Source organism: Ochrobactrum sp. SSR, assembly GCF_030067775.1.
Lineage (GTDB): Bacteria > Pseudomonadota > Alphaproteobacteria > Rhizobiales > Rhizobiaceae > Brucella > Brucella teleogrylli.
Window position 1 is genome coordinate 617304 of sequence record NZ_CP125969.1, and the last position, 15460, is coordinate 632763.

The following is a 15460-nucleotide window of genomic DNA, read 5'->3' on the forward strand; positions in this document are numbered from 1 at the left end:
TCCCGTTGGAAAACGATATGCCGGATAACGTTTCGACGTGGAGAAAGTTCCGCTGGAACTGCGAGCGGGAAGGGCGAAGGGTGGCTGGATTTGAACTCCCGCCACCCGCAGAAGAATATTATCCCTGCTTCATGGTGCCGCTTTCGCGACGGCGTGTGTGCCAGCTGAAAGCTTCCTCCAGAAGGTGTGGCGTATGGCCGCCACGCGCGCAGGCGCGCTCGAAATAATCATTGAGCTGGTCGCGATAATCCGGATGCGCGCAATTGTCGATGATCACACGGGCGCGCTCACGCGGGGCGAGGCCGCGCAAATCGGCGAGCCCCTGTTCGGTCACCAGAATATCGACGTCATGTTCCGTGTGGTCCACATGGGTGACCATCGGAACGATGGATGAAATGGCGCCATTCTTGGCTTCGGACTTGCTGACGAAGATCGAGATATAAGCATTGCGCGCGAAATCCCCCGAGCCGCCAATACCGTTCATCATATGTGTGCCATCGACATGGGTGGAATTCACATTGCCATAAATATCGAACTCAAGCGCGGTGTTGATGCCGATAATGCCGAGGCGGCGAATGACTTCCGGGTGGTTGCTGATTTCCTGCGGGCGCAGGATCAGCTTGTCGCGATAGCGGTCGATATTGTTGAAGACGCGCTCGCCGACGGCAGGGCTGAGCGTGATCGATGCACCGGAGGCGTAGTCCAGCTTTCCAGCATCGAAAAGCTCGAAGGTGCTGTCCTGCAGCACTTCGCTATACATACGCAGATTGTGGAAAGGGCTATCGGCAAAACCGTTGAGCACAGCGTTTGCAATGGTGCCAATGCCGGCCTGAAGCGGGTTCAGTGTCAGATCGAGACGGCCATGCTCCACTTCCTGCTTAAGAAAATTGATCAGGTGGGTGGCAATGGCAACAGTTTCGCTGTCGGCAGGTTCGACCGTCGAGGCGCTGTCGTGTTCCTGCGTAATGACGATACCGGCAATTTTCTCGACCGGAATCGGAATATAGGGCAGGCCGACGCGGCTGTCGCAGGCCGTGACCGGGATGGGGTCGCGGGTAGGGCGCTTTGTCGGAATATAGATGTCGTGCAGGCCTTCAAGCGCCATAGGCTGATTGAGATTGACCTCGACGATCACCTTCTCGGCCAGGATGGCAAAGCTTGCCGAATTGCCGACCGACGTGGTCGGAATGATGCCACCGCTTTCGGTGATCGCCAGCGCCTCGACAACAGCATAATCGATCGGACCGATCTGGTTGGAACGCAACTGCTCGACCGTCTCAGACAGATGCTGGTCGATGAACATGACCTCACCGCGATTGATCGCGGAACGCAGGGTTCGGTCGACCTGAAACGGCATACGGCGCGCAAGCACATGGGCTTCGGTCAGGATCTTGTCGACGTCATGTCCAAGCGAAGCACCGGTAATCAGCGTGATCTGAAAAGGATCGGTTGCCGCACGCGCTGCCATGGCAACCGGAACTGCCTTGGCGTCACCGGCGCGGGTAAAGCCGCTCATGCCGACGATCATGCCATCCTTAATGAGGCTGGCCGCCTGCTCCGGCGTGATGATCTTTTCTCGCAGCGAAGCGTTTCGAATACGTGCTTCCAACATCTATAACTCTACCTTCTATCCCATCCAGCCAGCGGGTCGGGAATGCCCGTTTAATATGCGTCAAGACCCACAAATGCCGGTCAGGAACGCGAGCGCTGGAACCCATGTCGGGTCATATAACATGTACACGACGAATACATGCTGCTTTGGTCTTAGACCGTTCCAGGCTCCATACACTTTTCAGTCATTCTCATGATGCGCGCAGTGAGGAAATGATTTTAATCAACCACCGATTTTGTCAATCACAGATGAGATGAAACGCCCGATCAGTCACGCTTTAAGCGTCGGGCCGGTCACGTTTTTCGTGTTTTTTATCTTAATATAATTAGATATTACTTATATTGATTCAAAAATAAAACAAATATATTTGCAATGTAAATTTCAATGCATCATATTAAATTGATAACGGGGCGGGGGATATGATTATATTATTATTCTATAATTTATATTATCGACTAATATCCATTCTTTTTTTCGTTTTGTTTCTGTTGACGATTTGCGCAACTGCTAATGCGCAGGGGCCGACACAAGCCCCAAAGCCTGTGCAAGTTGGCGTTTATGTCAGCGAACCTTTCGTCAACAATGAGGGCAATAGTTACTCCGGCATGGCGATCGACATCTGGCAGAACATCGCTGAACGCCTGAATATTGCATCGCATTATGTGGAATTTCAAAACTACGGCGCGTTGATGAGGGCCGTTTCCGAGGGCAAAGTCGATGCAGCCGTTACCAATCTGACCATCACCGAAAGCCGGGCTGAGGTCGCCGATTTTACCTATCCATGGTTCGATGCTGGTCTGCGTATCATGGTGCATACCCAGGCCGGTACCGGCTGGGGTGACCTTGTCGGACACCTCGGCCGCGCTGGCCATCTGACCACCTATGTCTGGATTCTGGGAATTCTGCTTGCGGCAACGGTGCTTCTGACGCTGTTCGACAGGCGTTTTGATGAAAGTTTTCCGAAACGGTGGCGGGAAGGGCTGGCGGAGAGCTTCCATCATGTGGTTTCAATTGCCACTTCCGGCAAAACCTCACGCAAAAATCTGTTCGGCTGGATTGGGCGTATCTGGCAAACCTTCTGGATGGTCTTCGGCATCGCCATTATCGCTTATGTGACATCATCGATCACCAGCGTGATGACCGTGGCGCATATCGACAACAGGATATCGAACCTGAACGACCTGCAGAGAAAATCCGTTGGTGTGCGAACTGGCAGCGTTGCAGAACAGTTTCTGAAATCCCGCTCCATCGCCACCGTTACGTTCGATCATTTGCCGGAAGCCGTTACCGCGCTCGTCAATGACGAGATAGCGGCAATCGTCGCAGACGGTCCCGTGCTGGAATATTATATGCATCAGCATACCGATCAGCCGCTCGATCTTGTCGGCGGTGCATTCAGCCCGGACAAATACGGATTTGCATTTCCGCGTCACAGCGAACTCGTCCAACCAGCCAGCGTAGCCATCATCAGCCTGCATGAAAGCGAGGAAATCGCAAAGCTGAGGACTAAATATCTCGGTCAGGCGAAATGAGCGAGGGCGCGAGCACCGATGGCTTCTCGCATTTCGAAGTGAACGATAAGCCGTGGGTGTCACGCTCATATTGCCGTTCATATCCGTATCGCCATCGTGGGTCGGTCGCACTTCAAGCTTGAACCCACCCCTGTTATATATGTCGATCACATAAGATAGATTATGGAACAATCATGTTCATGAAACGGCGATGTGAAAGCACGTCCAGCTCCACGACTATTCGATGAACCAGACAATTACGCCAACCGTCATCAAGCGATCTAGCGTGGTTCAGTTCAACCACGCTGGATCGAAATGTCAGCGACGTCGCGCGACGTAAAGATGTCCGGGAACCGGCGATCCTTGTTCGCTACGCACGGTGATGTTTTCACAGCGGATGCAGTCCATGCCGTGCGCATCCAGCATTGCTGTCACGTATGATTTTGCATGCGCGAAACGCTGATAATCGCCGACCATAAACGCCCGGCCCGCAAAGCGCGTATCGTCCTGCGTTTCACTGGAGAAGCCAAAATAGCCGTCCGGCTCCAGTTGCGTCGCCACGCCTGCAAAGAACCGATCCAGTTCGCCCATATAAGGCAGCACGTCGGTTGCCACGATGAGGTCCCAATTGTCCTCGGCGGTGGTTTCCAGAAAGCGTACCGCTTCGCCGACGAAAAGCGCGTCGTAATCACCTTTTTCAAAAGCGACTTCGATCATGTTTTCAGAAATGTCCACACCGGTCTTGTGCGTCGCCATGTCGTCGAGCGCATCGGCGGAAAGGCCCGTACCGCAGCCAAGATCGAGCATACGGTCACGATGAAACTCGTCATCGATCTCCAGCAATATTTCGCGCAATTGCAGCGGCACGTCGTAACCAAGCTGGTCCACGAGAATTGTGTCGAACATTTCCGCATGCTGGTCGAACAGCGTTGCCACATAAGCATCGGGAGCTTTCAGCGGAACAGCGCCGCGTCCCATGCTGGCAAGCCGCACAGTCGCGCCGCCATGATCGTCGGGATCAATGGCCAGAACTTCTTCATAGGCCTTAGCAGCGCCGTCGAAATCGCCAGCCTTTTCAAGCGCAAGCGCACGATCATAGGCTTCCGCCAGAGCGTCCTCATCGAAGGATTTGTCGTCGGTCTGCGCCATTGTCGTAATGCCTTTTCAAAGTCTGATGGTCGTGCAGCTTATTTATGATCGGCCAGTTTTCGCGCAATCACCGCGCAAGCCATAAGCTGTATCTGATGAAACAGCATCAATGGTAGCACAATACTGCCGACATTGGCGCTCGCGAAAATGGCACTAGCCATCGGCGCACCACTGGCAAGGCTTTTCTTGGAGCCGCAAAACAGGATGGTTATGCAATCAGCGCGATTGAAACCCAGTCGCTTGCTGCCGTACCAGGTAATCAACAGGACGGCAATCAGCAGCACGATGTTGACACCGACCATCATCACCAGATCGTCCCAGGAGACCGATTTCCAAAGGCCTTCCACGATGGCTTCGCTGAAAGCCAGATAGACGACCATCAGGATCGAACCGCGATCCACGAAGCTGAGCGGCTTGCTGTTGCGCCGCATGAAATTGCCGATCCAGGGCTGCAGGATTTGACCCAGAACGAAGGGCAGCAGCAATTGCAGCAGAATAGATTCAAACGCATCGAGAGAGATGCCGCCTCCTCCGCTTTGCACAGCAAAAAGCAAGCCCACCAGCAGTGGCGTCAGAAACATGCCGAAAATATTCGACGCAGAAGCCGAGACAATCGCCGCGGACACATTGCCACCCGCCATCGATGTGAATGCGATGGATGACTGGACCGTCGAAGGCAGAACGCAGATGTAGAGAATGCCGGTATAGAAGGCCGATTGTGCGAGGCCCGGAATAACCCATCCCGCTGTGAGGCCCAGAATCGGAAACAGCACGAAAGTGGACAGGAAGACCACGAGATGCAGCTTCCAGTGGGTGATGCCTGAAATAACGGCTTCGCGCGACAACCGCGCTCCATGCAGGAAGAAAAGAAGACCGACGGCCACTTTTGTCGCCATGCCGAACCATTCGGCAAACTCGCCCTGTACCGGGAGCACCGATGCCAGCAGAATTGTGGCGATCAACATTGTGGTGAATTTATCCGGCAGGAAGCGCATTCTTTCGTCCAATCTTGTTCGGCGCGCCTTTTAGGAAATTGGGCGCCGTTTCGTATCCATGAAACAGGGATATTCAGGGACATAAGCCCATTTTGCGGGGCCTGTTTATTAAACGCATCGGGCCTGTTTTCAACCATTGGTGGATCGAAAACAGACCTGTCTGCTTCACTTTTCCGGGATTTACTTGCGATGAGCGCGTGACGCCGATCTATTCATAACCATTGGGATTTTTTGCCTGCCAGTTCCACATGTCCTGACACATCTCGCGCAAGTTCTTTTCAGCCGACCAGTCGAGGAAATCATTGGCAAAAGTTGGATCGGCGTAGCATTCGGCAACGTCGCCCGGACGACGCGGTGCGATTTCGTAATTGATCTGGCGGTTGGAGACATGCTCGAACGCCTTGACGACATCAAGGACGCTGTAGCCCTGCCCTGTGCCGAGATTGACGGCGAAGCATTTCGGCTCGTCCAGCTTTTTCAGAGCCTTGAGGTGTCCAGCGGCCAGATCGACCACGTGGATGTAATCGCGGACGCCCGTGCCATCCGGTGTCGCATAGTCATTGCCCCAGATGTTGAGCTTTTCCCGGCGTCCAGTTGCAACCTGGGCGATGATCGGCATCAGATTGTTCGGAATGCCTTTCGGGTCTTCGCCAATCAGGCCGCTTTCATGCGCGCCGACGGGATTGAAGTAACGCAGAATGGCGATCCTCCAGCTGTTGTCGCTGTTATAGAGATCGCGCAGCATTTCTTCGATGATCAGCTTGGTACGGCCATAGGGATTGGTCGCGGAAAGCTGCTGGTCTTCGGTGATCGGCAGCTTTTGCGGATCGCCATAGACGGTGGCGGAGGATGAGAAGACCAGCGTTTTGACGCCAGTGGCCTCCATCGCCTGCAACAGCCGCAGCGTGCCCAGCACATTGCAGTCATAATAATGCAGCGGCTTCTCACTTGATTCTCCGACAGCCTTCAGGCCCGCAAAATGGATCACCGCCGTACATTTGTGACGGGTGATGATCTGCTCCAGAAGCGCGCGATCGCGAATGTCGCCCGGCTCGCGAATGGGCGCGCGACCGGTAATTTTTTCGATCCGGTGAAGGGCTTCCGGGTTACTGTTGTCGAAATTGTCGACCACGACCACTTCATGGCCTGCCTCGATCAGCTGAACGCAGGTATGAGAGCCGATATAGCCGGCGCCGCCAGTCACAAGAATTGTCATTGATCAAGTATCCACTTGTTGAACATGCCGCCCCGATGTGCGATCCCGAGCTGACTATGCAAAATCGGCAACGGACTTCAACCCGTTCCAGATGATTCTTTGGGAGCAACTGGCAATGGTATTAACGAAGTTCGATGGAGCGCAGATGACCCCTTCCCGCAATATCGACCGCCTGCTTGAAATTATGGCCGCCCTTCGAAATCCGGAAACCGGCTGCCCCTGGGATGTGGAGCAGAACTTTCGCTCGATCATGCCATATACGCTGGAAGAAGCCTATGAGGTTCTCGACGCCATTGAGCGCAACGATATGGACGATCTGCGCGAGGAACTGGGCGATCTTCTGCTGCAAGTGGTTTTCCATGCGCGGATGGCTGAAGAGCAAGGCAGCTTCGATTTCGGCAATGTGGTGGAGGCGATCACCCATAAGATGATCCGCCGCCACCCGCATGTCTTTGGCGATGCGGAAGCCCGAAGCGCCGGTATGGCCAAGGGGTCGTGGAACCGGATCAAGGCGGAAGAGAAGGCGGAGCGTGCGGAACGCCGCGCCAATCTCGGGCTTGAGACGAGCGAGAGCAACGGTTTTCTTGACGATATACCGAACGCCTTCCCTGCCCTCGTCCGCGCTTTGAAATTGCAGCAGAAAGCAGCAAAAGTTGGCTTTGACTGGTCTGAGGCGGCACCGATTCTCGACAAGATTTCGGAAGAAACCGCCGAGCTGAAGGAAGCGATGGCCGCACAGGATAAAGCCAATATCGCGGAAGAATATGGCGACCTGCTCTTCGCCATGGTCAATCTGGGCCGTCACCTTGAGATTGACGCAGAAACGGCGCTGATTTCTGCCAATGAGAAGTTCAAGCGGCGCTTCCATTTCATCGAAAAGACGCTGGATGAGGCAGGAAACAGTCTCGATTCAGCAAGCCTTGAGGAAATGGAAGATATCTGGACCGAAGCCAAGAAAAAGGGGCTTTAACAAGCCCCTCTTACTGATCTTTCCATTTCGGCCGGAACATCTGATAGACGCTCTCCGTCGTGGCGTAATCCATATAACCAAGCCGGGTTACCGGTTTTACCTTGGCGATATCGACAAGGCCGTCGGTCAGAATGCTTTCATCGATATGAACGCCGACGACTTCCCCGATGACCATATAGTTATTGGTCGGCTGGCCTTCCTTGTCCTGCAATCGCCGGATGTCCACGGCGACACATTCCAGTGACGCGTAGGCTTCCTTGACACGCGGAGCGGCAATGATTTTCGACGATGCGCGGGTCAATCCGGCATAGTCGAACTCGCTGACACCACGCGGTGCGTCGACGGATGACGCATTCATATGCGTCTTGAGATGGTCGCTCACCAGATTGGCCGTGAACTCGCCCGTTTCCTCGATAAACGTCACGCTGTCCTTGATGCCACTGGACGAAAACATCACCATCGGTGGCGTGTCGCAGATCGCGTTAAAGAACGAGTATGGAGCGAGATTGACTGCTCCGTCCTTCGAACAGGTGCCGATCCAGCCGATCGGACGCGGCGCGACAATTGCCTTGAAGGGATTATGGGGCAGCGGATGCCCCTCTTTCGGCTCATAAAACATCGATATTTCCTTGTGTTAGGAAATGATTTTAAGGCGATAACTTATCCCGCCCACGGGCCGGAATAGTCGGAAACGATCCTGTCCATATCAGCGCGGGGGCGCTCTGGCATCTTGTTTTCGGCTGTACCAATATGAACGAAACCAGCCACGCGTTCATTCGGCGCGAGACCGAGAAACGCGCGGGACGGCGCGTCATTTGAATACCAGTTGGTGATCCAGTTGGTGGCATAGCCGAGCGCATTGGCAGCAATGCAGAGGTTCATCGCAACGGCGCCAGCTGACAGAAACTGCTCCCATTCCGGAATGCGCTCATGTCCCACTGGGGACGATATAATGCCGATCACCAGCGGCGCGCGCGAGAATCGGGTCAATTCCTGCTCCTTGCGGCCTTCCGGCAGTGGGCCTTCGCGCTCTTCGGCGCGCTTGACCAGCAACTCCCCTACGCGTTTGCGAGCATCGCCGCGGTACAAAATGAAGCGCCAGGGCGTGAGGCGGCCATGATCGGGAACGCGGGCCGCGACCTTGAGCAGTTCGGCCAGTTCGTCACCTTCCGGTGCGGGAGCGCCGATTGCGGAAATCGGCGTGGAACTACGCTGAGCTAGAAAATCGAACACCGGATGCGCCACGGGAAACCTCACGACTGGAACTTGCTAAAACCTGAACTGCCACTCCGGTTTAGAGAGGGCCGCCTCTTCTCGCCCGTCACAGGGGCGGTGTAAAGTCAAAACTCTGGCAAACCGCAGCACAGCGATGGTTAAAAAATGCCGGTGGCAGAAACGATTTGGCCTTGAATTCGACACCGGCATGGGATCAAAAAAGCTATGTCGGTTTTCAAACTTCTGCCTTGCGTTCAAATATCCCGATACTTTCGCGGCAAATGGGTTGCTGTCGCACTGCTATCCGCGATTCCGGGTGTACCCGCATGGGCGCAGGGTCTCGATCCTGCTGCCGAGGCAGGCAGTGGATTGAACCTGCCTGAACCGCCGCTCGATCTGCCAACGCTCAGCCCCTATGCGTCACCGACGAGCCCGGAAAACAATCCCTTGATGAAAACCAGTGAACTGGATCTCAAGGCACGCCTTGTGGATGATGGCAGCGACATACCAACGGGTTTGGTCTGGCGCGTTTTCTCTCCCAATGTCGGGCCAGACGGACAATTGCCGCTGATCGCCAGTGCACAGGGCGGAAGCGCTGTCTTCAATCTGCCGGAGGGAAGTTACCTCGTTCACGTGGCCTATGGGCGCGCTGGCGCAACCAAGCGCATTACGCTTGGTGGCAACGCCCGGCAGGAACTCATGATGCTCGATGCGGGCGGGATGAAGCTGAGCGCGGTTTTGCCCGACAAGAGCAAGATCAACAATGATCTGCTGCGGTTCTCGATCTATGCGGACGAAGACAATAGTGATCGTTCTCTGATCGTTCCCGATGTGAAGCCCAATGCGATCATCAGGCTCAATAGCGGCACCTACCACGTCGTTTCCAATTATGGTTCGGCCAATGCGATCATCCGTGCCGATATTCGTGTCGAAGCAGGCAAACTCACCGAAGCCACGGTCGAGCATCGTGCTGCGGAAATGACACTCAAGCTCGTGCGCGAACGGGGCGGTGAAGCGCTGGCCGACACGTCGTGGTCCGTTCTCAACGCCTCGGGCGATGTGGTGCGCGAAAGTGTGGGCGCCTATTCCTCGCTGGTTCTGATCGAAGGCGATTATGTCGCCGTCGCAAAGAACAAAGACCGCATCTATCAACGGGATTTCAAGGTTACGTCCGGAAAAAATGAGGAAGTCGAAGTCATTGCCAACAAGGAATCTGAGGCATCTGACGACAGCCTCGACTGAGATTCTAAATTCCGCTGAGATAAAAAAGACCGCGCTAAGGCGCGGTCTTTTTGTTTGGAGCGAGGCGTTTGTTATTTGCCGCCATTCTTGAGACGGATCAAATCCGGCGGGGTGGCCTCTTCGGTAAGACGGGCAATAGCCTCAACAAGCGTCATCGATTCCTGATCACGAGAGCCGAGGCGGCGCATATTAACCGTCTGTTCTTCCGCTTCACGCTTGCCGCAAACGAGAATGACCGGAACCTTCTGGAGCGAATGTTCGCGAACCTTATAGTTGATCTTCTCGTTGCGCAGATCGGTGACGACCTGCAAACCGGCAGCCTTCAGCTTGGCGGCTGTTTCGACCGCATAATCATCCGCATCCGAAGTGATCGTCGTCACCACGACCTGAACCGGCGCGAACCAGAGCGGCATGTGACCGGAGAAGTTCTCGATCAGAATGCCCAGGAAACGCTCCATCGAACCGCAGATGGCGCGATGGATCATGACCGGCTGGCGCTTGTCGGATTCCTTGTCGATGTAGAACGCTCCAAAACGTTCCGGCAGGTTGAAATCGACCTGCGTGGTGCCGCACTGCCATTCACGGCCAATGGCGTCTTTCAGCGTATACTCGAACTTCGGTCCGTAGAAGGCACCCTCGCCCGGCAGAATGCCGGTCTTGATGTCGTCTGACTGCTGTTCGATTTCTTCCAGAACCTTCATCATCACGCTTTCAGCGCGATCCCAAAGTTCGTCCGAACCGACGCGCTTTTCAGGGCGGGTCGAGAGCTTGATGGTGATCCCTTCGAAGCCGAAATCCTTATAAACCGACAAAATGAGATCGTTGATGCGCAGGCATTCCGCCGCCATCTGCTCTTCGGTGCAGAAGATGTGCGCGTCGTCCTGCGTGAAGCCGCGTACGCGCATCAGGCCGTGCAGAGCGCCGGACGGCTCGTAACGATGGACGTTGCCGAACTCGGCAAGCTTGATCGGCAGATCGCGATAGGATTTCAGGCCGTGCTTGAAAATCTGCACGTGACCTGGGCAGTTCATCGGCTTCAATGCAAAGACGCGGTCGTCGTCGGTATCGTCACCGGCAACCGTCACCTTGAACATGTTGTCGCGATACCAGCCCCAGTGACCGGAGGTTTCCCAGAGCGACTTGTCCAGCACCTGCGGCGCGTTGACCTCCTGATAGCCGTGGCTGTCGAGGCGACGGCGCATATAGCTCACCAGATTCTGGAACATTTTCCAGCCCTTGGCATGCCAGAACACAACGCCCGGACCTTCTTCCTGAAAATGGAACAGATCCATTTCGCGGCCAAGACGACGGTGATCGCGCTTTTCGGCCTCTTCAAGCATATGCAGGTAGGCCTGAAGGTCGTTGTCGTTTGCGAAAGCGGTGCCGTAGATGCGGGTGAGCATCGGATTGTTGGAATCACCGCGCCAGTAAGCACCGGCAACCTTCATCAGCTTGAAGGAATTGCCGATCTGGCCGGTGGAAGCCATATGCGGACCACGGCAAAGATCGAACCAGTCGCCCTGGTAATAGATTTTGAGGTCCTGACCTTCCGGAATCGCATCGACGAGTTCGACCTTATAGGCTTCGCCCTTGTCGGCAAAAACCTGCCTGGCCTTGTCGCGCGACCAGATTTCCTTGGTGAACGGCTTGTTGCGCTGAATGATCTCGCGCATCTTCTTTTCGATCACCGGAAGGTCGTCCGGGGTAAACGGTTCATTGCGCGCAAAGTCGTAATAGAAGCCGTTTTCGATGACGGGGCCAATCGTAACCTGAGTGCCGGGGAAAAGCTCCTGAACGGCTTCCGCCAGAACGTGTGCCGTGTCGTGGCGGATCAGTTCGAGCGCGCGCGGATCTTCGCGGGTCAGAATCTCGATCTTGCCGGAAGCGCCAAGCGGATCGGAAAGATCGCGCACGGTGCCGTCGACGGCATAGGCCACCGCCTTTTTTGCGAGAGATTTGGAGATTGATTCCGCGAGTGCAGCGCCGGTGGTCGACGCATCATAGTCCCGTACGGAACCATCGGGGAATTGCATGGAAACGGTATTCGACATTCTATTCGTCCTTATCCAGTCCCGCCAACGATTGCGGGTGGTTCATGATCATGCGTGCTTGTATCGTGAGGCTTCTAATATTTTTTGTCCGGCCAGTAAAGCACGGCATCCCGACAGGGCTATTTGTCGGGATTTATAAGCCAATTTGTAAATGGGATGTCAGCCCTTGATAGGCAAGCAGTCGATATTCTGCTTTTTCAACTTGGCGCAGGCCTTTTCGGCGGAAGCGGAATCCTTGAAGCCGCCAAACCAGACGCGATAGACCTTGCGGCGCTTGCCGTCCGGCGAAATCTCGCCCTTCAGCCCATGAGCGACCTGATCCACCGCGGGACGGAACTTTTCCTGAAGTTCGTTGGCTCCGGCACGCGTGGGTGTTGCGGCAAGCTGAATGCGCCACGCCGCGCCTGCCGATGCGACGAGATAACCGCCGTCACCCTGTTCGATCTGGGAATCGTCGATCAGGTCTGCAACCGAATCTCTTTTCGGAGCTGCTTTTTGCGCTGGCGCAAAAGCGACCGGCTTTGCCATAGCCACAGCCGTGCCCTCGCCGCTGGCATTGCCATAGCGGGTCAGAAGCTTGGCCATCTGGCCGTCCCGCTCGCCTGCCGACCCGGCGCCCAGAACAACGCCGACAAGATGCTTGCCATCAATGATCGCAGACGAAACAAGATTGTAGCCGGATACATTCGTATAGCCCGTCTTGATTCCATCGACGCCGCCATAACGGTACATCAGATTGTTGTGGCCGTTATAAACCCGGCCGCGATAGGTGAAGGAGCGCTGGGAAAACAGCGCATATTGTTCCGGGAAATCACGGCGCAGCGCCATGCCAAGCACCGCCATGTCGCGTGCTGTGGTGAGCTGCGTCATATTGGCGGTCAGTCCTGACGGATTGACGAAGAAAGTGCTCTTCATGCCGATCTGGCGTGCGCGCTGTGTCATCAGACGCCCGAAGGCCGCTTCGGACCCGCCGATATATTCGCCCATCACAGTGGCAGCATCATTGGCCGAGATGATGATCATTGCATTGACGGTGTCGCGCACTGAAATGGTTTGCTCCGGCTTGAGCCAGAGCTTCATGCGGACTTTCGCAGCGGCATTTTTGGAGACGGGCATCTCGTCTTCCCAATGGAGACGACCCGTCTTCAGCGCTTCGAATGTGATGTAGAGCGTCATCATCTTGGCGAGCGAGGCCGGTGCGCGCTGGAGATTCGCGTCGTCCTGACCGAGTATTCGGTTGCTATCAGCGTCGAACACGACCCACGACGGCTTTGCCAATGCTGTAGAGGCACACAGAACGGTGGCTCCAAACGCTACGGAAGCAACGAAACGTGCGAAACGGGACGGCGATGTTAGCATGATGGCTCGCGGATATGGAATTGCTAGCTGGATGTGCAGGCAAATTGCGGCCTGAAAAAGACCATAACGATGCCTCAATTCTTATTCCCTAAGAAACATTGATATCGTTAATGAATTCTAAGCATCGCGTAAAAACATGGGTATTTAGTCGTGAGGAGCCGAACAGCGCCAGTAGCGCCAGGGCAAATACCATTTGAGGTCGTCCGCCAGTTCGCGCGGCACCGGATCGAAGCCATGGGTGCCAAACGGGCCACAGCGCATGACCCGAAAAAGCCCCATCCAGCCGCCGCTCCACAGGCCGTGGCGGGCGATTGCCTCATAGGCATATTCGGAACAGGTCGGCATATGGCGGCAGGAATTGCCGATCAGCGACGACAGCGTCAGCTGATAGAATCGAACGAAAGCCGTGCCGAACACCCTCCCCGGCGTTTTGCGCCAGCCTTCGGTGAAGTTGCGGCTGTATCGCTTTGCTTGAGGCGGCGTATCAGTCGTGTGGTCTTTACCACAGGAACACATGGCGTCAGGCGGCCTTGGCATTGTCTTCGATCTGGCGAATGCAATCGACAACAGCATCGAAGGTCAGAAGCGTCGATGCATGGCGGGCCTTGTATTCGCGCACCGGCTCGAAATATTTGAGGTCTTCGAATCGCCCTTCCGGAGCCGGGGCGTTTTCCTTGAGCATGGCATACATCGCATCGCGGACGGCTTTCAGTTCTTCGGCGGTCGCGCCAATGATATTGCGCGCCAGGACCGACGAGGACGCCTGCCCCAGCGCACAGGCCTTCACCTCATGCGCAAAATCGGTGACCACACCATTGGCCATCTTGAGGTAGACGGTGACCGTCGAGCCGCACAGTTTGGAATGCATGGTTGCGACGGCATCCGGCTCGGCCAACCGACCGATACGCTCCATATTGCCCGCAAATTCCAGAATGCGCTTGTTGTAAATGTCGTCGATCATATGCGTGAGCCTTCCGCCCGGTATGCTGGCTATGCAGCCTCATGTTCTTACATGGTGCCAGCAGTCAGGAACTTCAAATCCGTAGATAGCGCCAGATTCAGCTGATTTCGAATCCTGCCCCTGCCGCTTTTCATTGCGCCGAAATGATACGAATTTCACAATGGTGACACCAGCCTGAGAAAAAACAAAAAAAATGTTTTTCGACGGCAGTTTGAAGTTGCAATTTACTCCCTATATATTAGGCAAGTAATGCCTGCACTTTGGATGGTGTCAGGACGTTGGACTTAAAACTATTGTTGAACGTTCTGATAGTGTGTTTTAGAGCATGATAACGTATAAAAAAGCCTTTGTGCTTTCAGGTATCATGTTTTAGCACAACGCCGTGGTGGCGGCATGAAAACCTGTCCGGTGGGCCTAAACCGCCGGATCAATACATCGCCCGCTCGCAAAGCGTATCGTTGTATTGTCCGTTTAACTCGTCTCCTCCCCGAAGGAGACTACTGGAGAATACTGATGGACGCGCGCATCCTCAAAGAAGATGACGAATCCGGCCTGCCTTCGAAGAAGCAGGCAAATGTAACCCGTTGCACGGCACGCCAACGCAGGCCGACGCGGAAGCGGCAGTCCGCACGCTTTTGCTGTGGGCTGGCGATAATCCGGACCGCGAAGGCCTTCTGGAAACGCCAAAGCGTGTTGCCAAAGCCTATAAGGAGCTTTTTTCCGGTTATGCGGAAAGCCCCGAAGAAGTGCTTGGCACCGTGTTCGAAGAAGTCGCCGGTTATAACGATATGGTGCTGGTGAAGGACATTTCCTTCTTCTCGCATTGCGAACACCATATGGTTCCGATCATCGGCAAGGCGCATGTCGCCTATCTGCCCGACCACAAGGTTGTCGGCCTGTCGAAGATCGCCCGCGTGGTCGATATTTTCGCGCATCGCCTGCAGACGCAGGAAAGCATCACCGCCCAGATCGCCGACAGCATTCAGACCATTCTGAAGCCACGCGGCGTTGCCGTGATGATCGAGGCCGAGCATATGTGCATGGCCATGCGCGGTATCCGCAAGCAGGGTTCGACCACCATCACCACCACCTTCACCGGAGAGATGAAGACCAAGGTGGATGAACAGGTGCGCTTCATGACCCTCTCGCGCAGCAAATAATGCACTGTCCCGAAAGGTT

General features: G+C 55.1%; 14 protein-coding genes. 4 read left to right on the forward strand and 10 right to left on the reverse strand.

What is annotated here, in order from left to right; translation table 11 throughout:
- Nucleotides 1-118 precede the first annotated feature (118 nt).
- On the reverse strand, nt 119-1612 hold the full coding sequence (locus tag QLQ11_RS02975) for an acetyl-CoA hydrolase/transferase family protein (protein WP_283735846.1): 1494 nt from the start codon (nt 1610-1612) through the stop codon (nt 119-121).
- A 542-nt stretch (nt 1613-2154) separates the two neighbouring features.
- Between QLQ11_RS02975 and QLQ11_RS02980 the strand changes: the two genes are divergently transcribed.
- Nucleotides 2155-3144: a transporter substrate-binding domain-containing protein gene (locus tag QLQ11_RS02980; RefSeq protein ID WP_283735845.1), complete on the forward strand. Its 990-nt coding sequence runs from the start codon at nt 2155-2157 to the stop codon at nt 3142-3144.
- A gap of 297 nt (nt 3145-3441) precedes the next feature.
- Here QLQ11_RS02980 and QLQ11_RS02985 read toward each other — a convergent pair whose 3' ends face one another.
- The 3 genes from QLQ11_RS02985 to galE form a co-directional block, all read right to left on the reverse strand.
- On the reverse strand, nt 3442-4272 hold the full coding sequence (locus QLQ11_RS02985) for a methyltransferase domain-containing protein (RefSeq protein ID WP_109369088.1): 831 nt from the start codon (nt 4270-4272) through the stop codon (nt 3442-3444).
- A 38-nt stretch (nt 4273-4310) separates the two neighbouring features.
- Nucleotides 4311-5267 (reverse strand): bile acid:sodium symporter family protein, encoded by a 957-nt coding sequence (locus QLQ11_RS02990; RefSeq protein WP_121536214.1) that lies wholly within the window; start codon nt 5265-5267, stop codon nt 4311-4313.
- Between the two features lie 208 nt (nt 5268-5475).
- Entirely contained in the window at nt 5476-6483 is a 1008-nt protein-coding gene (galE, locus tag QLQ11_RS02995) for a UDP-glucose 4-epimerase GalE (RefSeq protein ID WP_121536212.1), read from the reverse strand.
- A gap of 145 nt (nt 6484-6628) precedes the next feature.
- On the opposite strand from galE, the gene mazG reads away from it, so the two are divergent.
- Nucleotides 6629-7453, forward strand: coding sequence for a nucleoside triphosphate pyrophosphohydrolase (mazG, locus tag QLQ11_RS03000; protein ID WP_121536314.1), 825 nt, complete (start codon nt 6629-6631; stop codon nt 7451-7453).
- A 10-nt stretch (nt 7454-7463) separates the two neighbouring features.
- Here the strand turns inward: mazG and QLQ11_RS03005 are convergent, their stop codons facing one another.
- Both QLQ11_RS03005 and QLQ11_RS03010 read right to left on the reverse strand, forming a co-directional pair.
- Complete coding sequence (locus QLQ11_RS03005) at nt 7464-8072, reverse strand: flavin reductase family protein (protein WP_121536210.1); 609 nt, start codon at nt 8070-8072, stop codon at nt 7464-7466.
- Nucleotides 8073-8113: 41 nt separating this feature from the next.
- A complete protein-coding gene (locus QLQ11_RS03010) occupies nt 8114-8698 on the reverse strand; it encodes a nitroreductase (protein ID WP_121536208.1) in 585 nt (194 codons plus the stop codon).
- Nucleotides 8699-8893: 195 nt separating this feature from the next.
- Here QLQ11_RS03010 and QLQ11_RS03015 point away from each other — a divergent pair, with 195 nt between their 5' ends.
- On the forward strand, nt 8894-9910 hold the full coding sequence (locus QLQ11_RS03015) for a hypothetical protein (protein WP_371835911.1): 1017 nt from the start codon (nt 8894-8896) through the stop codon (nt 9908-9910).
- Between the two features lie 71 nt (nt 9911-9981).
- Here QLQ11_RS03015 and thrS read toward each other — a convergent pair whose 3' ends face one another.
- The 4 genes from thrS to QLQ11_RS03035 all read right to left on the reverse strand — a co-directional run bounded on the left by thrS (nt 9982) and on the right by QLQ11_RS03035 (nt 14281).
- Nucleotides 9982-11961, reverse strand: a complete 1980-nt coding sequence (gene thrS / locus QLQ11_RS03020; RefSeq protein WP_121536206.1) for a threonine--tRNA ligase — start codon at nt 11959-11961, stop codon at nt 9982-9984.
- A 159-nt stretch (nt 11962-12120) separates the two neighbouring features.
- On the reverse strand, nt 12121-13320 hold the full coding sequence (locus tag QLQ11_RS03025) for a D-alanyl-D-alanine carboxypeptidase (RefSeq protein ID WP_121536310.1): 1200 nt from the start codon (nt 13318-13320) through the stop codon (nt 12121-12123).
- Nucleotides 13321-13464: 144 nt separating this feature from the next.
- On the reverse strand, nt 13465-13836 hold the full coding sequence (gene yidD, locus QLQ11_RS03030; RefSeq protein WP_283735844.1) for a membrane protein insertion efficiency factor YidD: 372 nt from the start codon (nt 13834-13836) through the stop codon (nt 13465-13467).
- A gap of 4 nt (nt 13837-13840) precedes the next feature.
- On the reverse strand, nt 13841-14281 hold the full coding sequence (locus QLQ11_RS03035) for an iron-sulfur cluster assembly scaffold protein (protein WP_121536202.1): 441 nt from the start codon (nt 14279-14281) through the stop codon (nt 13841-13843).
- A gap of 584 nt (nt 14282-14865) precedes the next feature.
- On the opposite strand from QLQ11_RS03035, the gene folE reads away from it, so the two are divergent.
- On the forward strand, nt 14866-15441 hold the full coding sequence (folE, locus tag QLQ11_RS03040; RefSeq protein ID WP_371835912.1) for a GTP cyclohydrolase I FolE: 576 nt from the start codon (nt 14866-14868) through the stop codon (nt 15439-15441).
- Nucleotides 15442-15460 lie beyond the last annotated feature (19 nt).